Annotated in this window: 18 protein-coding genes, 3 tRNA genes, 3 rRNA genes and 1 riboswitch; of the genes, 19 read left to right on the top strand and 5 right to left on the bottom strand. The window is 47.6% G+C overall.

What is annotated here, in order from left to right:
• Positions 1-1,083: an alanine racemase gene (gene alr, locus AAA946_RS14545; RefSeq protein WP_338165847.1), complete on the top strand. Its 1,083-nt coding sequence runs from the start codon at positions 1-3 to the stop codon at positions 1,081-1,083.
• A gap of 120 nt (positions 1,084-1,203) precedes the next feature.
• On the opposite strand, the gene AAA946_RS14540 is transcribed toward alr, so the two are convergent.
• A complete protein-coding gene (locus tag AAA946_RS14540; RefSeq protein WP_338165459.1) occupies positions 1,204-1,626 on the bottom strand; it encodes a secondary thiamine-phosphate synthase enzyme YjbQ in 423 nt (140 codons plus the stop codon).
• 303 nt (positions 1,627-1,929) lie between these two features.
• Between AAA946_RS14540 and pgi the strand changes: the two genes are divergently transcribed.
• Complete coding sequence (gene pgi, locus AAA946_RS14535) at positions 1,930-3,582, top strand: glucose-6-phosphate isomerase (protein ID WP_338165458.1); 1,653 nt, start codon at positions 1,930-1,932, stop codon at positions 3,580-3,582.
• A 67-nt stretch (positions 3,583-3,649) separates the two neighbouring features.
• On the opposite strand, the gene AAA946_RS14530 is transcribed toward pgi, so the two are convergent.
• Positions 3,650-4,123, bottom strand: a complete 474-nt coding sequence (locus tag AAA946_RS14530; protein ID WP_338165457.1) for an RDD family protein — start codon at positions 4,121-4,123, stop codon at positions 3,650-3,652.
• A 191-nt stretch (positions 4,124-4,314) separates the two neighbouring features.
• Here AAA946_RS14530 and AAA946_RS14525 point away from each other — a divergent pair.
• Positions 4,315-4,399, top strand: a tRNA-Leu gene (locus tag AAA946_RS14525).
• A gap of 69 nt (positions 4,400-4,468) precedes the next feature.
• Here the strand turns inward: AAA946_RS14525 and AAA946_RS14520 are convergent.
• Positions 4,469-5,458 carry an alpha/beta hydrolase gene (locus AAA946_RS14520; protein WP_338165456.1) on the bottom strand — a complete coding sequence of 330 codons (990 nt, stop codon included), beginning with the start codon at positions 5,456-5,458 and terminating at the stop codon, positions 4,469-4,471.
• Between the two features lie 234 nt (positions 5,459-5,692).
• Here AAA946_RS14520 and AAA946_RS14515 point away from each other — a divergent pair, with 234 nt between their 5' ends.
• The 3 genes from AAA946_RS14515 to AAA946_RS14505 all read left to right on the top strand — a co-directional run bounded on the left by AAA946_RS14515 (position 5,693) and on the right by AAA946_RS14505 (position 8,870).
• A complete protein-coding gene (locus AAA946_RS14515; protein WP_338165455.1) occupies positions 5,693-6,634 on the top strand; it encodes a hypothetical protein in 942 nt (313 codons plus the stop codon).
• Between the two features lie 41 nt (positions 6,635-6,675).
• Positions 6,676-7,464, top strand: coding sequence for a hypothetical protein (locus tag AAA946_RS14510; RefSeq protein WP_338165454.1), 789 nt, complete (start codon positions 6,676-6,678; stop codon positions 7,462-7,464).
• Positions 7,465-7,610: 146 nt separating this feature from the next.
• Complete coding sequence (locus AAA946_RS14505; RefSeq protein WP_338165453.1) at positions 7,611-8,870, top strand: HD-GYP domain-containing protein; 1,260 nt, start codon at positions 7,611-7,613, stop codon at positions 8,868-8,870.
• Positions 8,871-8,928: 58 nt separating this feature from the next.
• On the opposite strand, the gene AAA946_RS14500 is transcribed toward AAA946_RS14505, so the two are convergent.
• The gene (locus AAA946_RS14500; RefSeq protein WP_338165452.1) at positions 8,929-10,209 is read right to left on the bottom strand and encodes a carbohydrate-binding protein; all 1,281 of its coding nucleotides are present in this window, start codon (positions 10,207-10,209) and stop codon (positions 8,929-8,931) included.
• A 192-nt stretch (positions 10,210-10,401) separates the two neighbouring features.
• Between AAA946_RS14500 and AAA946_RS14495 the strand changes: the two genes are divergently transcribed.
• The 11 genes from AAA946_RS14495 to AAA946_RS14445 all read left to right on the top strand — a co-directional run bounded on the left by AAA946_RS14495 (position 10,402) and on the right by AAA946_RS14445 (position 21,370).
• A complete protein-coding gene (locus AAA946_RS14495; protein WP_338165451.1) occupies positions 10,402-10,707 on the top strand; it encodes a PTS sugar transporter subunit IIB in 306 nt (101 codons plus the stop codon).
• A gap of 38 nt (positions 10,708-10,745) precedes the next feature.
• On the top strand, positions 10,746-12,071 hold the full coding sequence (locus AAA946_RS14490; RefSeq protein WP_338165450.1) for a PTS sugar transporter subunit IIC: 1,326 nt from the start codon (positions 10,746-10,748) through the stop codon (positions 12,069-12,071).
• 27 nt (positions 12,072-12,098) lie between these two features.
• Complete coding sequence (locus AAA946_RS14485) at positions 12,099-12,410, top strand: PTS lactose/cellobiose transporter subunit IIA (protein ID WP_338165449.1); 312 nt, start codon at positions 12,099-12,101, stop codon at positions 12,408-12,410.
• Between the two features lie 4 nt (positions 12,411-12,414).
• Positions 12,415-13,731, top strand: a complete 1,317-nt coding sequence (locus tag AAA946_RS14480) for a 6-phospho-beta-glucosidase (protein WP_338165448.1) — start codon at positions 12,415-12,417, stop codon at positions 13,729-13,731.
• A 40-nt stretch (positions 13,732-13,771) separates the two neighbouring features.
• Positions 13,772-14,491, top strand: a complete 720-nt coding sequence (gene chbG, locus AAA946_RS14475) for a chitin disaccharide deacetylase (protein ID WP_338165447.1) — start codon at positions 13,772-13,774, stop codon at positions 14,489-14,491.
• 139 nt (positions 14,492-14,630) lie between these two features.
• On the top strand, positions 14,631-15,632 hold the full coding sequence (locus AAA946_RS14470) for a LacI family DNA-binding transcriptional regulator (protein ID WP_338165446.1): 1,002 nt from the start codon (positions 14,631-14,633) through the stop codon (positions 15,630-15,632).
• Positions 15,633-16,127: 495 nt separating this feature from the next.
• Positions 16,128-17,695 (top strand): 16S ribosomal RNA (locus tag AAA946_RS14465).
• A 63-nt stretch (positions 17,696-17,758) separates the two neighbouring features.
• A tRNA-Glu gene (locus tag AAA946_RS14460) sits at positions 17,759-17,834 on the top strand.
• 285 nt (positions 17,835-18,119) lie between these two features.
• Positions 18,120-21,006 (top strand): 23S ribosomal RNA (locus AAA946_RS14455).
• A gap of 129 nt (positions 21,007-21,135) precedes the next feature.
• A 5S ribosomal RNA gene (rrf, locus tag AAA946_RS14450) occupies positions 21,136-21,251 on the top strand.
• The 16S, 23S and 5S rRNA genes sit together here with 2 tRNA genes alongside, the layout of an rRNA operon.
• A 42-nt stretch (positions 21,252-21,293) precedes the next feature.
• Positions 21,294-21,370, top strand: a tRNA-Asp gene (locus tag AAA946_RS14445).
• A 477-nt stretch (positions 21,371-21,847) separates the two neighbouring features.
• Here the strand turns inward: AAA946_RS14445 and lysC are convergent.
• On the bottom strand, positions 21,848-23,197 hold the full coding sequence (gene lysC / locus AAA946_RS14440; RefSeq protein ID WP_338165445.1) for a lysine-sensitive aspartokinase 3: 1,350 nt from the start codon (positions 23,195-23,197) through the stop codon (positions 21,848-21,850).
• A gap of 101 nt (positions 23,198-23,298) precedes the next feature.
• Positions 23,299-23,473: riboswitch (Lysine riboswitch) on the bottom strand.
• A 215-nt stretch (positions 23,474-23,688) separates the two neighbouring features.
• On the opposite strand from lysC, the gene AAA946_RS14435 reads away from it, so the two are divergent.
• Positions 23,689-24,807, top strand: a complete 1,119-nt coding sequence (locus tag AAA946_RS14435; protein ID WP_338165444.1) for a pyridoxal-phosphate-dependent aminotransferase family protein — start codon at positions 23,689-23,691, stop codon at positions 24,805-24,807.
• Between the two features lie 471 nt (positions 24,808-25,278).
• Complete coding sequence (locus AAA946_RS14430) at positions 25,279-26,313, top strand: IS110 family transposase (RefSeq protein WP_338165443.1); 1,035 nt, start codon at positions 25,279-25,281, stop codon at positions 26,311-26,313.
• Positions 26,314-26,616 lie beyond the last annotated feature (303 nt).

Genomic DNA, 26,616 nt, shown 5'->3' with positions numbered 1-26,616 from the left:
ATGAAAGCGGCGACGGCGCACATTAATCTCGAGGCGCTGGCGCACAATCTTGCATGCATCAAGCAGCAAGCACCGAATAGCAAAATTATGGCGGTGGTGAAGGCTAATGGCTACGGCCATGGTTTGAGACATATCGCTAAAAATGCCCAAGGGGCCGATGCGTTTGGTGTGGCGCGTATTGAAGAAGCGTTACAGCTAAGAGCCAGTGGCGTGGTGAAACCTATTCTGCTTTTAGAGGGCTTCTACTCGCCAAACGACTTACCGGTGCTAGTGACCAACAACATTCAAACCGTCGTCCATTGCTATGAGCAGCTTGACGCCTTAGAGCAGGCTGAGCTTGAAGGCCCGGTTGTGGTTTGGCTAAAAGTTGACAGCGGCATGCACCGTCTTGGTGTTCGTGAAGAGCAATATCAAGAGTTTGTTGAGCGCTTGCATCGCTGCGATAACGTGGCGAAACCGCTTCGTTATATGAGTCACTTTGGCTGCGCCGATGAGCTTGAAAACCCAATGACGAAGCAGCAAATTGAACTGTTTCTTTCCCTCACCGAAGGCTGCAATGGTGAGCGCTCAATGGCGGCGTCTGCCGGCCTCTTAGAGTGGCAAGCAAGCCAGCTCGATTGGGTTCGTCCGGGCATCATCATGTATGGTGTGTCGCCATTTGGAGACAAAACGGCCGCAGAGATGGGCTTTAAGCCAGTGATGACATTAAAGTCTCATCTGATTGCGGTGCGTGACGTCAAACAAGGCGAGAGCGTGGGCTATGGCGCAACATGGACCAGTGAACGAGACACCAAAGTTGGCGTGATTGCGATTGGCTATGGCGATGGCTACCCAAGAACGGCACCGAATGGTACGCCAGTACTGGTTAATGGCCGTAAAGTGCCTATAGCAGGTCGAGTATCAATGGACATGCTGACCGTTGACCTAGGACCAGATGCATTAGACCAAGTAGGTGATGAAGCTATCTTGTGGGGTGAAGACCTGCCTTCTGAAGAAGTCGCAGACCACATCGGCACCATCGCTTACGAACTGGTGACCAAACTCACCTCACGTGTCGAGATGAGCTACAGCGGTAAAAAATAGACTTTATATCTCACACCAAAAACTCACAGCCGATTACATCGTCATCCCCTTTTACATCGTCATCCCCTTGCAAAAGGGGATCTTCTCGCAGCGATCTGAGAACCAAGCTCTACCTTTTTCTCAAACCTGCCCTTGCAACGTCGCAATCACTCGACGCTCACCACCAAAATCTCGATGCTCCCCTAAGTAAATACCCTGCCATGTTCCCAAAGCTAACTGACCATGGCTAATCGGAATCGACACGCTCGCGCCAAGCAACGAGCTCTTGATGTGTGCAGGCATATCGTCGCTGCCTTCATAGGTATGACGGTAATAGGGCGCATTTTCCGGCACATAACGATTGAAGTGACTCTCCATATCCGCGCGCACAGTCGGGTCGGCATTTTCATTTAGGGTTAAACTTGCGGAGGTATGTTGAATGAAAAGATGTAGCAAACCTACAGAGTAGTCTCGAAGCTGTGGCAATTGTTGTTCAATTTCATCAGTGATTAAGTGAAAACCACGCTTTTTCTCGCTGAGGTAAAGGGTCTTTTGTTGCCACATAATCACTCCTCTGTATTATAGTGCTTAGCATTCATAAAGTGTTTACTGAAATTGTTTACATTGTGAACCGATACGTGACCTAACTCAAGGAGAGTGCAAGCGCTCTGGTTCATAATTACGCCTGAAAATTTATTACTAAACAAAGCCATTGCTTTGTGAACAAGATACAAGATTGTAACGACGAGTGATCATCACGGGCACTCGTCTGTATTTAGAATATACTGTTTATTATTCGCTAAACTGGGGGTTCCTTTTCCTTGGGGGGATTGGGAATAAAACCGACTAAAAATTGGGATAGAGACCATGTTGAAAAACATCAATCCAACGCAAACTGAAGCTTGGAAAGCACTGACAGCGCACTTTGAATCTGCGCAAGATATGGATTTAGCAGAGCTATTTGCACAAGACGCTGACCGCTTTGGCAAATTCTCTACACGCTTCGGCTCTGACATTCTTGTTGATTACTCAAAAAACCTAATCAACGAAGAAACAATGAACAACCTTTTTGCTCTTGCGAACGAGACTGAGCTTAAAGGCGCAATCAAAGCGATGTTTGCAGGCGATACCATCAACCAAACCGAAGGTCGTTCTGTGCTTCACGTAGCTCTACGTAACCGCAGCAACACGCCAATCGTGGTAAATGGTGAAGATGTGATGCCAGCGGTAAACGCGGTTCTTGAGAAGATGAAAGGCTTCTCTGAGCGCATCATCTCTGGTGATTGGAAAGGTTACACTGGTAAAGCCATTACTGACGTTGTAAACATCGGTATCGGTGGTTCTGACCTTGGTCCTTACATGGTAACTGAAGCGCTAGCGCCATACACAAACCACCTAAACATGCACTTCGTGTCTAACGTAGATGGTACTCACATCGCAGAGACTCTGAAGAAAGTTGACCCTGAAACTACGCTATTCCTAGTAGCTTCTAAAACATTTACGACTCAAGAAACCATGACAAACGCGCACTCTGCACGTGACTGGTTCCTAGCATCTGCATCAGATGAAGCACACGTTGCTAAGCACTTCGCTGCGCTATCTACTAACGCGACTGCCGTTGCTGAGTTTGGTATCGACACAGACAACATGTTTGAGTTCTGGGACTGGGTCGGCGGTCGTTACTCTCTATGGTCTGCAATCGGTCTTTCTATCATCCTGGCGGTTGGCTACGACAACTTCGTTGAGCTACTAGCAGGTGCTCACGAGATGGATAAGCACTTTGCTGAGACTGATCTAGAAAGCAACATCCCTGTACTGCTTGCTCTTATCGGTATTTGGTACAACAACTTCCACGGCGCTGAATCAGAAGCGATTCTACCGTACGACCAATACATGCACCGCTTCGCTGCGTACTTCCAGCAAGGCAACATGGAGTCAAACGGTAAGTTTACTGACCGCAACGGTGACGCAGTAGATTACCAAACGGGTCCAATCATCTGGGGTGAACCAGGTACGAACGGTCAGCACGCGTTCTACCAGCTAATTCACCAAGGTACTAAGCTGATCCCTTGTGACTTTATCGCACCTGCGATCTCTCACAACCAAGTGAGCGACCACCACCAGAAGCTAATGTCTAACTTCTTTGCACAAACTGAAGCACTAGCGTTCGGTAAGTCTAAAGAGACAGTAGAAGCAGAGTTTGCAAAAGCAGGTAAGAGTGCGGAAGAAGTGAAAGATCTTGTACCATTCAAGATCTTTGAAGGTAACCGCCCAACTAACTCAATCCTAGTGAAGCAAATCACGCCTCGTACTCTAGGTAACCTAATCGCGATGTATGAGCACAAGATCTTCACGCAAGGTGTTATCTGGAATATCTTCAGCTTTGACCAGTGGGGCGTAGAGCTTGGTAAGCAACTGGCTAACCAAATCCTACCTGAGCTAGCAGACGACAGCGAAATCTCGTCTCATGACAGTTCAACCAACGGTCTAATCAATGCATTTAAAGCGTTCAAAGCTTAATCATTGAAAAGCAAAACTGAAAAAGGTGCCGAATGGCACCTTTTTTTGTTTATTCTCGATTAGAGTGTTATTTCGCTTTGGGTAACACCACAACCTTAGTCTTCGCCCAGATATCGTGGAAGCCACGCTTTTGCGGGTCAATTGGCACTGCAAGGTTGGATAGACCAAATGCAGAGGTTGCGAGTCGAATCAGCGCCTGTGTGACAGTGATTCTGCCACCTTCAAGGTTTTGCACTTCAATCTTCCAAGCGCGCATACCGAGCGTTTGGCCTGCTCTTGTCCAAAAGAACACGATAAAGTAGATCCAAACAAACGCAAGATAACCGGTGTACACTGGACTCCAAAACGGATGGTTACCTAAAAAGTCACTCGCGTCAGCATACGGCGCGTAAGACATGAGCCCTGCGGCAACCAGTGCTTCCATTATTGCGACGACAACACCGCCAGCCATCATCACTACCGCAAGAATAATCAAGCTATCGTAGAACAGCGCACCAAGCCTGCGAAAAAATCCTGCAGGTGGGAGAGATTGGGTTTCCATTGAGACAAACTTCCATAACTAAAACTTGCCACAGCATAGCGATTTCAATGCCAAGGGGAAAGCCTTGCCCATCGCATTGCTTCACATTGTGGTGAAAATAGCAGCAAACAATAGAATATTCAGCGTTTTGCTCTTGCGCGATCTAAATGCTTACGTATAATGCCAAACATCAAAGGACATCAGTCCAAGATGCCGGTGTGGTGAAATTGGTATACACGACGGATTCAAAATCCGTTGCCTTCGGGCGTGGCGGTTCAAGTCCGCCCACCGGTACCATATTTAAACGATAAAGCCTCGACGAAAGTCGGGGCTTTGTTGTATCTGGAGTTTGTAAACTCAACATAGCTATTCTTCAGCTACCTGCTTTTTAAACGCCTTATCAAAAAACACAATCGCATTTTTGCCCTGAGTCGCTGTAAACGTGTGGTTGCCATCGTGGGCGTATTCTTCATGAGGGATGTGACGTTTTTTGAGCTCTGCGGCAAGATACGCGCTGCCTTTAGGTATCCAAGGAAACTGGTCGTTCATGCCATACTCGATGCGAATTGAGCTGAGTTTATTGGGCTTCTTAAGGTAATAATCAAGCTTTTCGGGGATGGCACCAAATCCAGATTCCCACAGTGCAGTGACTTTAGGGTTAGTGGCATCCCAGTTATGCCACTCCGCCTTAGCTTCGCTGTTCTCAATTGGCGCAAAGGCCGCAGCGTAACCTTTCAAAACTCGGTACCAGCGCATGGTTTGCCATTGGGTGACGGCGTCGGTTAGTCCATTTTCATCAAACAGTCCGGCGCTAAATGCGTGCATATGCTGAAATGTATCGGGGTGGCGTAGGGCGAGGTTCGTCGTCGCAAAGCCGCCCATTGAGAAACCAGTTAATCCACGGTAGTGAGGCTCGCTGAGTGTGCGGTAATGCGTATCGACATAAGTGATCACATCTTTGACCACAAAGTCTTCCCAGTTACCGGTCACGGCCGAATTGACGTAAAAGCTGCCACCAAATTGATTCGCGCCATTTATGCCTACGATGATCATTTCCGTTAGCGAGGGGTCTTGTGCGAGCAGCGCTGGTAAGTGTTTGGCAATTCGATCGGCTTCTCTCACTGAACCGTTGTAGCCGTGGAGGTAGTAAATAACAGGGTAGCGCTGTTTGCCGGTGTGATAGCCCGGTGGAAGTGCAACAAAAAGCTGTTGGGTCTCGTCGTTGTCTAGATACCCTGAGTGTAGCGAGGGAGCTGGGATATCAATGGTCTGTTTTAGTGGTGGGTTTGCAAATGCAAAGGACGTTGAAACAATAAATAGTAGATTGGTGAGTAACGTGCGAGAGAGTGGTATCACAAAAAACTCCTTAGAATCAGGTGGGTTGATGGCTTTTTGTACAACAATGTGGGGGTGAGTAGGAGAAAGGATGTCAGTTGCAGGTTTTTTATGCGAGTGCGTTCATATTTGAGTTTGTAATCTGGGTGAAAGACTGAGCCCAAAAATAGCGCACTATATCGGATTCACTGTGTGCTTTGTTTGTCTCAGACAAAGCGAAGCGCTAGAATCTAGGTATCAGAGAGGAGAATGACTGTGGGCGCAAAATATACCTATCTCGCTTGGCAACAAACCAATTTAGAAGCGAGCCATAAGTTAGTATTGTTGAAGTTGGCTGACTTATGTGGACAGGATGGCTCCGTCGCTGTTGTGCTCTCAGAGATCGCCAAAGAGTGTTTGCTTGGGGAGTTTGGCCTTGCCGATGTGCTCACGGCGCTGGCGCAAAAAGGCATGCTGGAAAAAGGTCAGGTGAGCTCAAATGGCCGAGAGCAAGTGCATCACTTTACTCTGTCGCTGTCTGAGCCAAACAGCCTGCCGGTGATTGAGACCAGTCGCGAACATCAGCCGCAACCTACACCTGTGGTGACAACGCCTCAAGCCTCTCCTGCGCCTCCTTGGACGTATCATCCGATGAACTTGTACAAGGTGCCGGTGGCGAACCGAGACAGCTTGTGGCAGCGGTTTATTCGCGAACGTGATGTACGCAATGTTAACGAGGTTCGCCGTGATTCGATGTTGCGAGACTGGCTGGAAATGATGAAAGGCTCGGGCGGTTTCGAGCAGTATTTTGAAGGTGAGACTCAAGGGCGTAATGATCGAGTGCCAGTAACTCGTCAGCGCACGCAAGCTCCGTCGAATGCTAAATACATTTCAACCCACGATTTGCAAGAGAATGAAATCGCCGAGTGGGCGATGCAGTCGATCTTGCATTCAGGAATGACAGCCGATCCCCATCTGTTTTGGGAAAAGTTTGTGGTGTATTACAAAGCACGCGCCAACGAGTTTTTGTCGGTGACGCAAATGTTGAATAAGCTGAGACTGTGGATCGTTAACGAGAAGCAGGCGGAAGATAGACGCAGGCAAGCGGATGAAAGACGACGTCAGTCATTCCAGCAGAGCCAGAAAGCGGGTGAAGTGAGTCCGTCGGAAGAGTTTCGTGAGTATTTGCGTGGACAAGGTAAGAATCCGAATTTTTAGTATGATGACCCTGTTGTGGTCGTTAAGGGTAAAGGGTTGATATGAGTAATGGCAAAAAGCCGAAAAACTTAGATTTTGGCGCGATGGAAAAAAAGCTCCGCGAAATGGGCGTCAGTGGCAACCTTGAGCACTTGAAATCAGCAAAAGGTGACTCTTCTGCACCCGCTACTAAATCTAAGTCTGAGGTACCGAGTACTCAAGTACAGGCTGCGCCATCAGTCGAATCTCGTCCAGTTGTTGGCGATTCGCGTCCTATGCTGCAAACCGACGCTGAGCCAGAGCGTCAGCCGAGTGATTGGTGTAACTACATTTTTGGTACTTTGCTCAGTATCTATGAGTCCACTTGGATTAAGTCTTATGGTCGAAGACCAACTGGCCGCTTCTTGGACTTTGCCGACAGTCTGACTGAGGCCGAATTGATGCGCGTGATACAGCATTGCCGTGAGCGCTTACAAGCAGGGGAAAGGTGGCCACCAATTATGGGTGAGCTTGCCCTGCTGAAAAGTCAGTTGACCGAATCTGAGTCCCTTGAAGCGTTAAATCGTGTCGTGAGTAAAACGCCGAAGAACCAAATTGAAAAGTGGATCATGCAAAACAAGGGCTACGAATTAAGACGTTTGCCTCAATCGATGATCGTTCGACGCTTTAAAGAGTTCTACCGTGAAGCCATGAGTCTGCAAGAAAAAGGCAAGCTGGTCACTGAGGCACCGAAAGCGCTGCCAAGTCAGTCGGTGAAGAACTTGGTGGATTTGAAACGCGAGGAGTATGAGCAGCAGCACGGCAAGGCGCTTGACCCGCGTATTCAAGCTATTCTTGATCGCAAAGCTTAATGTTTGAGACGCTTGCGCTTGTAGCGAGCGTCTTACTTTGTGTCGTTCGGTATATGCTCGAATCACAGTTTATTGATTAATGAGTGAATATTAGCCGTAAGTTGTTTAGAATTGCCGCGTGTTTTTCAGCCAATTGCAGTATTCTTGTGGCAAGTATCAAAATTTCAGTGGATCGAATTCAGCCCGGTCTTCACGTTAAGATCCCCCTCAAATGGAATGAACATCCCTTTCTCTTCAATGTTTTCAAGATAAAGTCCGATCAGCAAGTCCAGGTCATTCGCCAATTGGGTGTAAAGTACGTTTATGTAACGCCAGAGCTGAGTGATGCTTTACCTTTGTCCGTCCAGCAAGCACTGGCGCCTGTGGTAAATGATGGCGCCGCACAATCGGAATCGGATTTGTTGTGGCAAGAGAAGCAGCAACGTATTGAAGAGCTATCTGCCTATCGTCGGAAAGTGTCCCGTTGTGAGAAGGAGTTTGACCGCTCACTGGCGCGCATTCGTAATTTGATGACTAAGCTGAGAAGTCGTCCAGAGCAAGCGGCAAAAGAGGCTCAGCAATTGGTGGATGACATTGTCGATTCTTTGCTGTCTCAAGACGATGTGACCTTGCACTTAATGGGCAGCAAAACAGAGTTCGAAGATATCTACTTCCACTGCTTAAACGTCTCCATTTTGGCGATGATGATTGCCAAAGCCAAAGCCAAAGGACTCGAAGCGGCAGAAATTAAAATGGTAGCGATGGCTGCGCTGTTTCATGACATTGGTAAAGCGAAAATCCCCGCTGCAATCTTACGTAAAGCCACCCCACTAACAGAACCGGAAAACAATTACCTTAAGCTGCACACCAAGTATGGCGGTAATATTGCCAGAGCGATTGAGATTTTGCCGCAGCAAGTGATTACGGTTATTGAACAGCATCATGAATTGCTCGATGGCTCTGGTTACCCTAATGGGCTTAGTGGCGATCAAATCGATGTCATTACCCAAATTGTCTCAGTAGCGAATGCGTTCGATAATTTGTGTCACCACCAAAACCCCGCTGAGAAAAAGATCCCGTATACCGCGCTTTCTTATCTGTATAAACACGCCAAAGCGAAGTACAACAATGAGAACTTGAACATTCTTATCAAGTACATGGGTGTGTACCCACCAGGGACGATAGTTAAGCTGTCGAATGAAATGGTTGGGTTGGTTGTGTCGATCAACAGTGCCAGCTTACTTAGCCCAAATGTGCTGCTATACGATCCTAGCGTGCCTAAGCTGCAAGCGCCTATCATGGCTCTCGAAGGTAAAGATTTGAAGGTCGAGTCAGTGATTCATCCTGAGCGTCTACCCGAGGAGATTCGTGAGTACTTAAATCCACGCGCTCGGATATCGTATTACTTTGACGATGATGCCAACTAGCGTTGCACTCGTTGGCATCGTCCCTATGAATTAGGGCTGGTTAATTAACGTGTGTTGGTTATTGCACAGCAGCAAACAGTGTTGGTTCAGCCTTTGGTGTCCAATCTGCTTGGGAAACGTGTGCTGTAATGACTTGATACTTAACGCCCTCAAAGACTACGACATCTCCAAGATCATAGCTTACGTTTAATTGCCAATTGGTGGCTGGGTCCGCGTTGTACCATAAGGTTGAATGTAGCGAAGGTGCCCAATCGTTTTGTGCAAAGTGGTCTTTTTGTGCCACGTAGATAGTACCTTGGTGATTGACGTGATCACCGACTTGATACTGGGTATCCGGTGCCCAATCAGCGATATAGTTATCCAAAGTATCAAACACATAGCCCGCTTTCAGCGCCAGTTCTAGGAACTTATCCAGTTTTGGAATGTTGTTGGTCTCACCCATGCCGCGATGGCCATCTTCAAATAAAAACTCGTGAGTGAGGACGATCACTTTGTCTTTGTGAAGCGGTGTTTCACAGGGGAAGTTCTGCGCTTTTGAGTTCACTGGCTCAATAGTAACAGGGGCACAAGTGTTGATAGAGGCTGCGACATATTCTAAGAATGGCTCTGGTTCGGTGAGGCTGTTCGCTGGCATTTCAATTCCCCAGTTCTCCGGAGCCCAATCGAGATCCCAACCAAATAGCTGATAACTATCATTCGTTAGCATGTCAGATAAGGTCATCGCGTTACTGGAGCTGTTTGAAGGGTTTTCAGGGTCGCAGATGTAGTTAGGATCCCATGGCAAATAATCGTCCGAGGTGGCGCAAAGGCCGTCGGCTTTAAAGCTTTTCGCCACACGCCAGCCATTGGTATAAGGAAGACGAGCAAACTGATCGGCGACATAATTTGGGTAGCTGGTAATGTTCGGGATGTATTGTTCAAACTTCGCCAGATTGAGTGGGAAGTAGGTGTAGTCATATGCCGGATCACGGTAGGAGTTGACGTTGTGCATGCCTGTCGCATTACATGCAGCTGCGGTGTTTTCACCGTTTAGGCCATCACAGTTGTGTACCATGTGATCGTAGCTATGGTTGCCGACCATGTGTCCGGTGTTTAGTGCCAGTAGCAGTGCCTCTAGCGCTCGATCTTCGTTCTCATCACCAATGCCATCCAGATGCCACGCATTGAAGAAAAACGATCCTTTTACGTTGTGTTTATTGAGGGTTTCGATCACTTTGATCGATGCGTTGATGGGGCCGTCATCAAAAGTCAGGTAGATGGTGGCTTTGGGCTCAGCCGCAACAGCACTAAAGGATAGCGGGATAAGTAAGCTACTGATGATGCTAGTGACTTTCTTCATAATAAGTCCTATAAGTGTGAGTTTTAATAATACTTCTTTCCAAAAATCGATATTAATTTAGCCACAAAAATAAACCCAAATTAGTAGTGGTTTTATTTTTTGCGATCCATTTCAATTAAAAACGCAACCGGTTGCGCTTTAATGTTAATGTTGTTTTTGTTACTGTTGTTTTGTCACTGTTATGGAGGCTTTATGAAAAAAATATTACTTTGCTGCAGCGCTGGAATGTCGACCAGTATGCTAGTGAAAAAAATGCAACAATCGGCGGAAAGTCGTGGGATCGAGTGTGATATCCAAGCTAAGTCTGTATCAGACTTTAACGACGCGATTGGTGAATACGATGTATGTCTACTGGGGCCTCAGGTGAGGTTTCAGTTAGAAGAGTTAAGAAAAGTTGCCACTGAACATGGTAAAAATATCGATGCGATATCACCACAAGACTACGGAATGATGAAGGGGGCAGAAGTATTAGATCAAGCGCTAGCCCTAATAGATTAGTCAATTAATAACATCAACGTGAAATAAAGGAATATGTTATGAAGCTTTATGATGCGATTATAAATGTCGTCGAAAAGCACATCGCGCCAATAGCAGCAAAAGTCGGTAATCAACCTCATGTTCGTGCAATGCGAGATGGTTTTATTGTTGCTATGCCATTTATTATTGTCGGTAGTTTTTTACTTGTTTTTGCTTTTCCCCCATTTTCTGAAGACACCACCAATAGTTTTGGCCGAATTTGGTTAGATTTTGCCACCACACATTTTGACACCATTATGATGCCATTCAGTATGTCGATGGGCATCATGACGATTTTCGTCTCTCTTGGGGTCGCCTATAGCCTTGCGAAGTCCTACAAAATGGATGGAATCACCAGTGCTACGCTCTCTTTGATGAGTTTCTTGCTGGTGGCGGCACCCGCAAAGGATGGTGGTTTACCGACAGGCCACATGGGCGGAACCGGTATTTTTACCGCCGTGATTTGTGCGTTTTTTGCCGTGGAGCTGTATCGCTTCATGAAAAAGCACAACATTACCATTCGAATGCCAGAGCAGGTGCCTCCAGCGATTGCGCGCTCATTTGAAGTACTACTGCCAGTCTTGGCTGTGTTCTTTACCTTGTACCCGCTGAGTATCTTTGTCCAAACGCAATATGACATGCTGATCCCAGATGCGGTAATGGCAATGTTCAAACCATTGGTCAGCGCATCGAACACACTGCCAGCCATCATTGGTGCTTTGTTGGTTTGTCAGCTTCTTTGGTTTGCTGGTATCCATGGGGCAGCGATTGTTGTTGGCCTGCTGTCACCAATTTTCCTAACTAATATCAGTGCTAACATCGATGCATTTGTTGCAGGAGAGCCTGTACAAAACATCTTTACTCAGCCGTTCTGGGATTTCTATATCTTCATTGGTGGTTCCGGCGCAACCTTCGCTCTTGTGCTACTCATGATGTTTAGCCGCTCCATTCACTTAAAGAGCTTAGGGCGCATGAGTGTCGTACCAGGCTTCTTCCAAATTAACGAGCCGGTTATTTTTGGTAGCCCTGTCGTACTCAACCCAATTTTGTTTATTCCATTTGTGTTCACGCCAGTTATCAACGCGACGATTGCGTACTTTGCCGTGCACGCAGGCTTAGTTGGAATGGGTGTTGCCACAACGCCTTGGACTGCACCAGCGCTTATCGGTGCATCGTGGGGCTCGGGCTGGACACTATCACCGGTTCTTCTGGTGTTGGCGCTATTGGTCATTGACCTATTTATTTACTTACCGTTCTTCAAGATGTTTGAGAAGCAATTGCTTGAGCAAGAGCAGCCAAAACAAGAGAACGAAGTAGCGCAGCCGGGCAAAGCGGCAACCGCATAACGATTAAGTCATATTGAGGAGAATATCATGGACCAAGAATTGGTAGTGATGGAGATCATCTGCAACGCAGGTGAGGCAAGAAGCTTGTGCTTTGAAGCGCTTCAGGCAGCAAGAAAGCAAGACTTAACCGCCGCAGATGCGTCGCTTGCAAAGGCAAAAGAGTGCTTGAACAAAGCACACTTGATTCAGACTCAGCTCATTGAGTTGGATCAAGGTGAGGGTAAGGTACCCATGACGTTAGTAATGGTACACGCCCAAGATCACCTGATGACTACCATTCTTGCCCATGAGCTCGCAACAGAGTTGGTGGAGCTAAGAAAAGCATTGGTACAGGAGTGATCCTATGACAGCGCAATCACTTAAAATAGCCGTGATTGGCGGGGGCAGCAGCTATACCCCAGAGCTAATTGAGGGCATTTTACTTCGTCAAGACTCGTTACCCGTTCGTGAAATCTGTTTGACGGATATCGAGGCTGGTAAAGAAAAATTAGAGATTATTACCGCGCTTACTCAGCGCATGGTGGCCAAGGCTAAAGCCGATATCGTGGTTTCTCAAACGTTAGATAGAAGAAAGGCGATACAGGGGGCGGATTTTGTTATGACGCAATTTCGCGTAGGGGGGCTCAAAGCTCGCCAGCGCGATGAGGCGATTCCTCTGAAATACAATCGAATTGGGCAAGAAACGACAGGGGCAGGTGGCTTCGCCAAAGCGCTGCGTACTATCCCTGTTGTTCTTGATATTTGTAGAGATATTGAAGAGCTTGCTCCGAATGCGTGGATGTTAAACTTCACCAACCCTGCCGGTCTGGTTACTGAAGCGATTCAAAAGTACAGTAAAGTGAAGACTATTGGATTGTGTAACGTTCCAGTATCGATGCAAATGATGGCCTCAGAGATGCTCGATTGTGAGCCAAGTGCTTTACAAATGAAGTATGCAGGCCTTAATCATCTTGTTTGGGTAACCAGCGCATACCTCAATGGTCAAGAGGTCACTAAAGAGCTACTGGAAAAAGTCGGCGACGGCGCTAACTTCTCGATGAAGAACATTTTTGAAGAGCCTTGGGATCCTGACTTTTTGAATGCTTTAGGTGTGGTCCCTTGTCCTTATCATCGTTATTACTATCAAACAGAAGCGATGTTGGCAGAGGAGCAATTGTCCTTTAAAGATAAGGGCAGCCGCGCAACGCAAGTAATGGCAACGGAAGCGGCTCTGTTTGAGTTATATAAGCAAGAATCTTTAGACAGTAAGCCGAAAGAGCTTGAAGAACGTGGTGGCGCTTATTATTCGGATGCATCCCTGAATCTCGTTGATGCTATTCATAATAACCGCAATGACATTCATGTGGTCAACGTCAGGAACGCTGGCGTGATCAGTGCATTGCCAGAGGACGCGGTCATTGAGTGTTCCGCAGTGATTGGTAATAACGGAGCAACGCCACTCGCTGTGGATCCACTGCCACATTTCGTTGAGAGTTTGATCACCCGAGTGAAAAGCTATGAAATGCTGACAGTGGAGGCGGCTGTGAACGGAGATAAGGAGCAAGCACTATTGGCACTTGCCACTCATCCTTTGGTGGGTGATATACAAGTCGCAAAGGTATTGCTTGATGACATCCTTGAGCAAAATAGAGATCACTTACCTCAGTTTGTATTGCAATGAGTTAAATGAGGCTCTGTGAAGTCATAGAGAAGGAAATGATGTGAAGATAATTTTTAATGCTGACGACTACGGGTTATGCCAAGCGGTGAATGAAGGGATTATAGCCAGTCATCTTAATGGGGTGGTGACGTCTACGACTATGATGGTGGGCATGCCTGGAGAGCAGGATGCTTTGGCGCGTTTATTATCAGCACCAAACCTGAGTGTGGGCATTCACTTGCGCCTTACCGCAGGTAGGCCATTATCTTCACACTTTCCTATTGTAACGCCAGAGGGGAGCTTTCCTAAATATGACGCACTCATGGCACAGCTAAAGCCAGTGCATGAAGCGTCTATTTATGATGAGTTCCATGCTCAAATTGAACGTTTTATGAGTTATGGTGTTCCCCTTAGCCACTTAGACAGCCATCACCATGTTCACTTCCATCCTGTTATCGGTAAGGTCGTGGCTAGGCTAAGCCATGAGTTTGATATTCCTTACCGTGCAACACCAACCATTACCGGCTATCAGTTTAGTGATGGCTTTTATGATGACAATATTTCGCTGGACTGGCTCAAGTCGCAACTCTCTATTTGGTCAGAGCGTTATGATGTGGTCGAAGTGATGTGTCATCCCGCCATTGTGGATGATGAACTGGCATCGATGAGTTCGTACCTTGAAAAAAGAGAGTTGGAACTTGACGTTCTAAGTTCACGCGAGTTGAAACAACATTTGCAAGATCATCAGGTCGAGCTAACCCGTTACAGTGCTGTTATTTAGTCGATACTTTTATCGATAACCATGAGTGCGTTCCCAAAAATTCACCTTGCGCTCATGGTTACTTCTTTCCCTACCTCACTCGGTTCCGTAGTATTGAGTGCAGCGATTCATTTTCACAACATTCAAGGAAGCATAGTCAATGGCGAGTATTAAGGAAGTTGCTGCATTGGCGGGTGTCAACCGCTCCACAGTCTCACGGATCATTAATGGTGAAGGTAGTTTTCGAGCCGATACGAAACGCAAAGTCGAAAAGGCAATGGCCGCACTCGACTATCGTCCCAGTGCGATAGCTCGCTCGTTGGCGAAATCACACTCCAATATGATTGGTTTAATGGTGACCTATTACACTGGTGGCTTTTTCGGTCAAATGATGAATCAGGTTCAATTGGAACTGGATGTGCAGAACAAGTTCTTACTGACTGCACAAGGACATCATAGTGCTGAAGGTGAAAAGAAGGCGATCGACAAGTTTAAAGACCTGCGCTGTGACGGCTTTATATTGCATAGTCGTTATTTGAGTGACCAGGAGTTGATTGCGCTATCAAAGACCCAAACACCTTTTGTGCTTCTCGACCGCTATATAGAAGAGATCAAACAACAGTGTGTGACTTTTGATCATCAGCTTGCCTCAGCGATGGCTACACGTCATTTGCTAGAGCGTGGGCATACACAGGTCGCTTGTGTAACTGGCCCGCTAGGTAGGGTGAGTAGTCAAGTTCGTCTCGCAGGATATAAAGATGCCATGGCCGAGAATGGGGTGGAGCTTAATCCAAGTTATATTGTTGAGGGAGATTACGAGCTAGATAGTGGTTATGCGGCGATGGCTGTACTTATGAACCAAGAGCAAAGACCGACCGCTCTGTTCTCAACGGGTGAAGAGATGACGCGTGGGATAATGAAATACTGCTATGAGCACCAAATACGGTGCCCTGAAGATATCTCTATCGTTAGCTATGACAGTGTGAATAGCTGCCGTGGTCTTTATCCTCAGGTGACGACCATCGAATTCCCTATCAGTGATATGGCTCATGAGGCGGTACTTCTTCTTAATACTCAACTCAAAACCAAGAATAGTGAACAAGGCCAGTTGAGCGTCGAGCCTCGAATTCAGGAAGGTAACAGTGTCATTAGCCGCACTTAAATAAGGGTATAAGTGATACTTTTAGAGCACTTCGGCTATTTTTTCTGCATATGAGCTGTTTTTTTAAAAAAACTTGAAAAAACGCTTGCCAAGTTATCGGGCATCTCTATAATGCGCTTCCACTGACACGGCAGAGGCGGCAACGCTTCGAAGGCCAAATCAGAGCGGCAATTAGCCAAAAAGAAAATCTGGTTTTTATTTTAGAAAAAATAAAAAAAAGTGTTTGACACAAAAGATTTTCTCGCTAGAATGGCCGCCTCTTCAAGCGAAACGCAGTAGCGAACGATTGAAGAGATGTTCTTTAAAAATATAGACCTATCAATCTGTGTGGGCACTCGTTGATGATAATCAAGTTAGATACTTCGGTATCAAATTAGGTTTCAATGAAACGAAGTGACCATTGAATCGAAAGATTCAGCACAGTCAATTCAAACATTACTTATGCTATTTATTAGCAAGAGCAATGTTCAGTATTCATTGAGCCGACAAAATCTTAAATTGAAGAGTTTGATCATGGCTCAGATTGAACGCTGGCGGCAGGCCTAACACATGCAAGTCGAGCGGAAACGAGTTAACTGAACCTTCGGGGGACGTTAACGGCGTCGAGCGGCGGACGGGTGAGTAATGCCTGGGAAATTGCCCTGATGTGGGGGATAACCATTGGAAACGATGGCTAATACCGCATAATAGCCCGGTTCTTCGGAATTGGTCTCAAAGAGGGGGACCTTTTAGGCCTCTCGCGTCAGGATATGCCCAGGTGGGATTAGCTAGTTGGTGAGGTAATGGCTCACCAAGGCGACGATCCCTAGCTGGTCTGAGAGGATGATCAGCCACACTGGAACTGAGACACGGTCCAGACTCCTACGGGAGGCAGCAGTGGGGAATATTGCACAATGGGCGCAAGCCTGATGCAGCCATGCCGCGTGTGTGAAGAAGGCCTTCGGGTTGTAAAGCACTTTCAGCAGTGAGGAAGGTGGTGTCGTTAATAGCGGCATCATTTGACGTTAGCTGCAGAAGAAGCACCGGCTAACTCCGTGCCAGCAGCCGCGGTAATACGGAGGGTGCGAGCGTTAATCGGAATTACTGGGCGTAAAGCGCATGCAGGTGGTTAGTTAAGTCAGATGTGAAAGCCCGGGGCTCAACCTCGGAACTGCATTTGAAACTGGCTGACTAGAGTACTGTAGAGGGGGGTAGAATTTCAGGTGTAGCGGTGAAATGCGTAGAGATCTGAAGGAATACCGGTGGCGAAGGCGGCCCCCTGGACAGATACTGACACTCAGATGCGAAAGCGTGGGGAGCAAACAGGATTAGATACCCTGGTAGTCCACGCCGTAAACGATGTCTACTTGGAGGTTGTGGCCTTGAGCCGTGGCTTTCGGAGCTAACGCGTTAAGTAGACCGCCTGGGGAGTACGGTCGCAAGATTAAAACTCAAATGAATTGACGGGGGCCCGCACAAGCGGTGGAGCATGTGGTTTAATTCGATGCAACGCGAAGAACCTTACCTACTCTTGACATCCAGAGAACTTAGCAGAGATGCTTTGGTGCCTTCGGGAACTCTGAGACAGGTGCTGCATGGCTGTCGTCAGCTCGTGTTGTGAAATGTTGGGTTAAGTCCCGCAACGAGCGCAACCCTTATCCTTGTTTGCCAGCGAGTAATGTCGGGAACTCCAGGGAGACTGCCGGTGATAAACCGGAGGAAGGTGGGGACGACGTCAAGTCATCATGGCCCTTACGAGTAGGGCTACACACGTGCTACAATGGCGCATACAGAGGGCGGCCAACTTGCGAAAGTGAGCGAATCCCAAAAAGTGCGTCGTAGTCCGGATTGGAGTCTGCAACTCGACTCCATGAAGTCGGAATCGCTAGTAATCGTGGATCAGAATGCCACGGTGAATACGTTCCCGGGCCTTGTACACACCGCCCGTCACACCATGGGAGTGGGCTGCAAAAGAAGTGGGTAGTTTAACCTTCGGGAGGACGCTCACCACTTTGTGGTTCATGACTGGGGTGAAGTCGTAACAAGGTAGCCCTAGGGGAACCTGGGGCTGGATCACCTCCTTATACGAAAGATTATTGCGATGAGTGTTCACACAGATTGATTGGTTTATAGATTTAAGACACCGTGTCCCGTTCGTCTAGAGGCCTAGGACACCGCCCTTTCACGGCGGTAACAGGGGTTCGACTCCCCTACGGGATACCATCTTTAAGCGTTTTCTCTATCGAGAATTCTTAAAAATGGTTACTTCATTACGAAGTGATTAGCTCTTTAAAAATTTGGAAAGCTGACGAATAACATTTGATTAATGTTATTCAATTAAAAGTTCTCAAATCCTAGATGATTTAATCATTTAGGTACCAACACACATTCAAGTGTTCTTGGGAATCACGAAAGTGATTCATATTTGAGTCCGGCAAAATCGAGTCTGCACATGTATAAAAATGCAGACAACTTTGGTTACGTAACAAAGACCCTTTGGGGTTGTATGGTTAAGTGACTAAGCGTACACGGTGGATGCCTTGGCAGTCAGAGGCGATGAAAGGCGTAATAACTTGCGATAAGCTCAGATTAGGTAGTAATAACCTTTGAGTCTGAGATTCCTGAATGGGGAAACCCAACTGCATAAGCAGTTATCGCTGAGTGAATACATAGCTCAGCGAGGCGAACCGGGGGAACTGAAACATCTAAGTACCCCGAGGAAGAGAAATCAACCGAGATTCCGAAAGTAGCGGCGAGCGAAATTGGATTAGCCCTTAAGCTTTTAATGAGACAGGTGAAGGCTCTGGAAAGTGCCGCGATACAGGGTGATAGCCCCGTAACCGACATCTCATCATCAGTGAAATCGAGTAGGGCGGGACACGTGATATCCTGTCTGAATATGGGGGGACCATCCTCCAAGGCTAAATACTACTGACTGACCGATAGTGAACCAGTACCGTGAGGGAAAGGCGAAAAGAACCCCTGTGAGGGGAGTGAAATAGAACCTGAAACCGTGTACGTACAAGCAGTAGGAGCACCTTCGTGGTGTGACTGCGTACCTTTTGTATAATGGGTCAGCGACTTATATTCAGTGGCAAGGTTAACCGTTTAGGGGAGCCGTAGGGAAACCGAGTCTTAACTGGGCGTTCAGTCTCTGGATATAGACCCGAAACCAGGTGATCTAGCCATGGGCAGGTTGAAGGTTGAGTAACATCAACTGGAGGACCGAACCGACTAATGTTGAAAAATTAGCGGATGACTTGTGGCTAGGGGTGAAAGGCCAATCAAACCTGGAGATAGCTGGTTCTCCCCGAAATCTATTTAGGTAGAGCCTCGGACGAATACTACTGGGGGTAGAGCACTGTTAAGGCTAGGGGGTCATCCCGACTTACCAACCCTTTGCAAACTCCGAATACCAGTAAGTACTATCCGGGAGACACACGGCGGGTGCTAACGTCCGTCGTGGAGAGGGAAACAACCCAGACCGCCAGCTAAGGTCCCAAAGTATAGCTAAGTGGGAAACGATGTGGGAAGGCTTAGACAGCTAGGATGTTGGCTTAGAAGCAGCCATCATTTAAAGAAAGCGTAATAGCTCACTAGTCGAGTCGGCCTGCGCGGAAGATGTAACGGGGCTAAGCTATACACCGAAGCTGCGGCAATGCATTTATGTATTGGGTAGGGGAGCGTTCTGTAAGCCGTTGAAGGTGGACTGTAAGGTTTGCTGGAGGTATCAGAAGTGCGAATGCTGACATGAGTAACGATAAAGGGGGTGAAAAACCTCCTCGCCGGAAGACCAAGGGTTCCTGTCCAACGTTAATCGGGGCAGGGTGAGTCGACCCCTAAGGCGAGGCCGAAAGGCGTAGTCGATGGGAAACGGGTTAATATTCCCGTACTTCTTACAATTGCGATGGGGGGACGGAGAAGGCTAGGTGGGCCTGGCGACGGTTGTCCAGGTTCAAGTGCGTAGGCTTAAGAGTTAGGTAAATCCGGCTCTTTTTAAGGCTGAGACACGATGTCGAGCTACTACGGTAGTGAAGTCATTGATGCCATGCTTCCAGGAAAAGCCTCTAAGCTTCAGATTGTAAGGAATCGTACCCCAAACCGACACAGGTGGTCGGGTAGAGAATACCAAGGCGCTTGAGAGAACTCGGGTGAAGGAACTAGGCAAAATGGTACCGTAACTTCGGGAGAAGGTACGCTCCTCGCGGTGAAGTCCCTTGCGGATGGAGCTATGGGGAGTCGCAGATACCAGGTGGCTGCAACTGTTTATTAAAAACACAGCACTGTGCAAAATCGTAAGATGACGTATACGGTGTGACGCCTGCCCGGTGCCGGAAGGTTAATTGATGGGGTTAGACTTAGGTCGAAGCTCTTGATCGAAGCCCCGGTAAACGGCGGCCGTAACTATAACGGTCCTAAGGTAGCGAAATTCCTTGTCGGGTAAGTTCCGACCTGCACGAATGGCGTAATGATGGCCACGCTGTCTCCACCCGAGACTCAGTGAAATTGAAATCGCTGTGAAGATGCAGTGTACCCGCGGCTAGACGGAAAGACCCCGTGAACCTTTACTACAGCTTGGCACTGAACATTGACCCTACATGTGTAGGATAGGTGGGAGGCTTTGAAACTAGTACGCCAGTATTAGTGGAGCCGTCCTTGAAATACCACCCTTGTAGTGTTGATGTTCTAACTTGGTCCCCTAATCGGGGATGAGGACAGTGCCTGGTGGGTAGTTTGACTGGGGCGGTCTCCTCCCAAAGAGTAACGGAGGAGCACGAAGGTGGGCTAATCACGGTTGGACATCGTGAGGTTAGTGCAATGGCATAAGCCCGCTTGACTGCGAGAATGACAATTCGAGCAGGTGCGAAAGCAGGTCATAGTGATCCGGTGGTTCTGAATGGAAGGGCCATCGCTCAACGGATAAAAGGTACTCCGGGGATAACAGGCTGATACCGCCCAAGAGTTCATATCGACGGCGGTGTTTGGCACCTCGATGTCGGCTCATCACATCCTGGGGCTGAAGTCGGTCCCAAGGGTATGGCTGTTCGCCATTTAAAGTGGTACGCGAGCTGGGTTTAGAACGTCGTGAGACAGTTCGGTCCCTATCTGCCGTGGGCGTTGGAAGATTGAAGGGGGCTGCTCCTAGTACGAGAGGACCGGAGTGGACGAACCTCTGGTGTTCGGGTTGTGTCGCCAGACGCATTGCCCGGTAGCTAAGTTCGGAATCGATAACCGCTGAAAGCATCTAAGCGGGAAGCGAGCCCTGAGATGAGTCTTCCCTGGCACTTTAAGTGTCCTAAAGGGTTGTTCGAGACTAGAACGTTGATAGGCAGGGTGTGTAAGCGTTGTGAGGCGTTGAGCTAACCTGTACTAATTGCCCGTGAGGCTTAACCATACAACACCCAAAGGGTTTTGATGGACTCAAAGCAAGAACAAATTGAATGTGTAAGAGAACACATTAACAGCTTTCCAGATATTTTGGCTTTTAGCTTTTTTGAAAAGCTGAAAACCAAAGCAGAATTTGCTTGGCGACCATAGCGTTGTGGACCCACCTGATCCCATGCCGAACTCAGAAGTGAAACGCAATAGCGCCGATGGTAGTGTGGGGCTTCCCCATGTGAGAGTAGGACATCGCCAGGCTTTAAATTAAGGAACCACGTTGTAGAACGTGTTTGCCACTGCGGAGTGGTAGTTCAGTTGGTTAGAATACCGGCCTGTCACGCCGGGGGTCGCGGGTTCGAGTCCCGTCCACTCCGCCACTTATTAGAGAACCCGATGCGAAAGCGTCGGGTTTTTTATTATCTAGAGTTTGGTTGCTTCCTTTTCAAGGAAGTCGAGTCCCGGTTGGATGCAACCCCAGCCACTCCGCCACTTATTAGAGAACCCGATGCGAAAGCGTCGGGTTTTTTATTATCTAGAGTTTGGTTGCTTCCTTTTCAAGGAAGTCGAGTCCCGGTTGGATGCAACCCCAGCCACTCCGCCACTTATTAGAGAACCCGATGCGAAAGCGTCGGGTTTTTTATTATCTAAAATTTGGTAGCTCCCTTTTCAAGGGAGTCGAGTCCCAGTTGATGGCAACCCCCGCCATTCCGCCACTTATACTAAGCCCTAGACTAGGCGTCCCCGTCGAATGACTGGGGCTTTTTTACGTCTATGCTTTTTGAAGTTCTATCATCTGCCATCCCATAGATGCAAAAAAGGCGGTATTTCTACCGCCTTTGTTCAATGCTTATCGCCTACTCAAACAAGTCTTCGTGCAGCGCCTTTACTGCATCCTTCGCTTCACCTTCGTCTAGAAGGAAGCAAAGGTTGTGAGGGCTTGCTCCGTAGCAAATCATACGGATATTGAAGCTGTCTAGTGTATCGAATACTTCCGCTGCTGAACCTTTGGTTTCACTCATCTGGTTACCAATAAGCGCGATAAGGCTAAGCCCTTGTTTGACTTCAACAGTACAAAGTTGCTCTAGCTCTTGCTGTGCTTCAAGTGGGAGCTCTGGTGCGCCTCCACCTGTGTCAGTTTGGTCAAGTGTTAGAGAAACACTGACTTCAGAAGTCGTCACTAGGTCAACAGAGATCTTGTGCTTAGCAAGTACAGTAAATACGTTTGCTAAGAAACCATACGCCTGGAACATTCGAGGGTTACGTAGCGTGACCATAGTTTGGTTGTTACGTAGCGCTAATGCGCGGAACAGAGGTGCGCTCTCTACGGTTTGTCTTACCCAAGTGCCACCTTCTTGTGGTGCTTTAGATGAACCTACAAAAACTGGGATTTGATGACGCAGTGCAGGTAGTAGTGTTGAAGGGTGCAGGATCTTGGCACCGAAGTTAGCCATTTCAGACGCTTCACTAAAGCTGATCTCTGGGATTGGACGAGCATTTGGTGCAATACGTGGATCCGTGGTGTAGATACCTGGTACATCTGTCCAGATTTCAAGACCTGCAGCTTCTACGGCTTCAGCAATCAGTGCTGCGCTGTAATCACTACCGCCACGGCCTAGCGTGGTAGTCTCGCCATCTTCATCAGAGCCAATAAAGCCCTGTGTAACGACAACATGTTGCTTGCAAAGAGGAACCAGCTTCTCGCTAGCCGCTGCTTTGGTCGCTTCGATGTTTGGTTCTGCTTTACCGTAATCACTGTCAGTTTTAAGCGCTTCACGAATATCAAAACGCACTGCATCGACACCACGCTCTTGCATTAAGCGAGTAAGGATGTGCGTGGACATTCGCTCGCCACAGGCCACTAGGTGATCGGTAAGCTTTGGAGTAGCCGCAATGCAAGCTGCTTCTGAAAGTGTTGCTACCTTTTCAATCAAAGCATCAACACGTGCTTCAATAGAGCTGACGTCATTGAGCTTTGACATAATGTCGGTGTGGATATCGCGAAGCTTGCGAATCAGCTCAGCACGACGAGCTTCGTCTTTAACGCCGTTTGCAAGTTCAACCAAGATATTGGTCACGCCTGAACAAGCGCTGCTTACTACCAATTTGGTTTGCGGGTTATTTTCGACGATTTCGGCACAACGGCTCATGGCTTCGAAGTTGGCGACGCTTGTTCCGCCAAATTTAGCTACATTGAATGCGCTCACAGTGTTTCTCCAGGACTTCCAGTTTAAAGTTTAAGGTTGGTAACCCAACATCCGATGTTTGAAGAGAGAAATAGAGCAGAGGAATCTGAATAATTAGAATAGACCTCAGAAGCTCTTCACCAAATCTTGGTGACAGTTAAAGGGATTCAGCCCGTTTAACCGACAAACTAAATCCGACAATTTTAGTTCATCTCGGCACTGCTCCCCATGAGTGAATTGTATTGAAGTTGCGGCTTCACAAATCACTTGCCTGGGCAGTGCTCCTCTTCCGCTGTAGCATCGAGAACGTCAATGAAAACGATTGGCTACAGATAGTGTGTTTATTCAACGTTTTTGCGTGCCAAAAGTCAATGGATGTTTATGCATTTCACATGAAAAACTTGAGTGGTTGGATGTTGCAAAAATGTTGTTTTTTCGCCATTGTAGATGGCATTAACGTCCAACGTGATGTTTTTCCCAACAACTACAATAACCTAATAGGATAACTGCCCATGACCATTTCAAGCTTTGTGCCCCCTCACCGAACTCTAATGGGACCTGGCCCATCTGATATCTATCCGCAAGTATTGCAAGCATTGAGCCGCCCAACAATAGGTCACCTTGACCCACTTTTTATCGGGATGATGGATGAGCTCAAAGCGCTGCTGAAATACGCATTCCAAACAGAAAATGAATTTACAATTGCGGTCTCTGCCCCTGGTAGTGCCGGTATGGAAACTTGCTTTGTAAACCTAGTCGAGCCAGGTGATAAGGTTATCGTGTGCCGCAATGGTGTGTTTGGTGAGCGCATGCGTGAGAACGTGGTTCGCTGTGGCGGCGAGGCGATTGTGGTGGATGATGAGTGGGGTGCACCGGCTTCGGTCACTAAAGTCGAACAGGCGATAGCTGAACATCCTGATGCGAAGATCCTCGCATTTGTGCATGCTGAAACCTCTACCGGAGCGGTGAGTGATGCTAAAGCGCTAGGTGCGCTGGCTAAGCAGCACAACATGCTATCTATTGTGGATGCAGTGACCTCACTAGGTGGTGTTCCGTTATTGGTAGACGAGTGGCAGTTGGATGCCGTTTACTCTGGTAGCCAAAAGTGCCTCTCTTGTGTTCCTGGTTTGTCACCAGTCACCCTGTCTCCAGCAGCCATTGAAGTGATTAAGTCCCGACAAGCACCAGTTCAGAGTTGGTTCTTGGATCAGAGCCTAGTACTAGGTTATTGGAGCGGGGAGGGTAAGCGTAGTTATCACCACACTGCGCCAGTAAACAGCCTTTACGCGCTTCATGAGTCGTTGGTGCTTTTGAAAAACGAAGGGCTAGAGAATGCATGGCAGCGCCATAAAGACATGCATATGTTGCTACGTGAAGGGCTCGAAAACCTAGGTCTGAGTTTTGTTGTTGAAGAGCAAAGTCGTCTACCGCAACTTAATGCCGTCTATCTTCCAGAAGGCGTAGATGATGCCGCAGTAAGAGCGCAGCTGTTAGAAGAGTACAACCTTGAGATTGGTGCTGGCCTTGGTGCGCTCGCTGGAAAAGCATGGCGTATTGGTTTGATGGGCTACGGCGCGAGAAGAGAGAATGTCGCGCTTTGTCTGAAGGCGCTTGAGACGGTGTTGAAGTAGTCTTTACAACATTAGATAACAGACGTCATCCCCTTGAAAAAGGGGACCTCGTGCGGCAAGTGACTCACACAATTTGACCGCGGTACTAGCGGGTGAAGATCCTCACTTTCGTGAGGATGACGTCTATTTTGGTTATTAGTGTACGCTGCGCTCAATGCAGTACTTTCGCCATCTCCTTGAAAAAGGGGATCTCGTGTGGTGAGTGGCTCACACAATTTGACCGTGATATTCGTGGATGAAGATCCTCACTTTCGTGAGAATGACGTCTATTTGGGTTATTAGTATACGCTGCGCTCAAAGCAGTACTTTCGTAATCTCCTGAAAAAAGGGATCTCGTGTGGTGAGTGGCTCACACAATTTGACCGTGGTATTCGTGGATGAAGATCCTCACTTTCGCGATGTATGGACTCCCTCCCTCAAGAGGGAGCTAAAATTACTGGTGACCAAACCATAATCTTTAGGAGTCCATACATGAATAAGTCTACGATCATTGCGATTGATTTAGCAAAGAACTCATTTCAAGTTTGTAAGCTGATTGGCAATCATGTCGCCACCGAGAAGGCGTTCAGTAAAGCCAAACTAAAATCTTGGCTAGCTAAACAGCCGCCTTGTACTGTCGTCATGGAGTCCTGCGGCACTTCCCATTTTTGGGGGCGTTTTTGTCAGTCTTTAGGGCATGAAGTTATCTTAATCGCACCAAAGAATGTATCCCCATTCCGCTCGAATCAAAAAACAGACAAGAATGATGCAATGGCCATTGCTGTCGCAGCTAAACAGCCTAATGTCCACTTTATTGCGGTCAAATCTGTCAGGGCGCAGTCACTTCAATCCATCGACAAGATGAGACAGCACTTGGTCGATACAATCACTGCTACAAGCAACATGATTAGAGCACTTATTGCCGAGTTTGGGGTTGATATTCCACGCGGAACGTCCGCTTTTGGAAAGCAAGTTCCTTTCGTCTTAGAAGATGCAGAAAATGGCCTACCAGATATTGTCAGAGAGCAAATATCGACAATGTATTGGCTGTACCAAGACCTTACAGCAAGGAAAGAAAAGGTTGTAAAACAACTCAACAATGAGATTCAACAACAACCTGAATGTCGTGCTCTATCTGCTCTTGAGGGCGTAGGTAATGTCAACGCATTAGCCTTGTATCTATCCATAGGTGAAGACGGCGGCAACTTCAAAAATGGCCGTGAAGCTTCTGCGTGCATTGGCCTAACGCCAAAACAGTACAGCACTGGCGGCAAGACTGTGCTTTTAGGTATAGGCAAAAAATACGCCTGTAAACGAATACGAGCTAATTTGATTCAAGGTGCTCTCGCTTTTGTTCGTGCTGTCGACCGAAGGGAGCCTAAAACAACAAAAGAGGCTTGGGTTAAAGGCCTGATAGAAAGAGCAGGGCTCCGAAGAGCGGCTGTTGCTCTTGCTAACAAAACAGTCAGAACGGCATGGTCGATGCTTAATCACCACCAACCATACCAATTACCCGAGCCAGTTTAAAACCCCTATTTAGATTACAACCAAGAGTAAGACGAAAACAGGTAAGACCGACCCTAACGAGCCAGATCATCCTCATGGTACCAGGTACCTTTTTCGCGAAGTGGCATTAGGGTGCGAAAACATCAAGGGGCAGAGTTCGCTACTCAATAAGAGCCCGAATATGCGCATGCTTCCTACTTATTTTTGTCCTCTAGTTGCAATCTAACGGGAGTCCATATATGAGGATGACGTGGGATATGAGGATTACGGGGAATATGAGGCTGACGTTAAACTCTGTCCAATGGCGTTGAAAACAAAAAAAGC

The organism is Vibrio sp. 10N, assembly GCF_036245475.1.
Taxonomy (GTDB): Bacteria; Pseudomonadota; Gammaproteobacteria; order Enterobacterales; family Vibrionaceae; genus Vibrio.
This window is presented reverse-complemented; position numbering and strand designations above follow the sequence as displayed.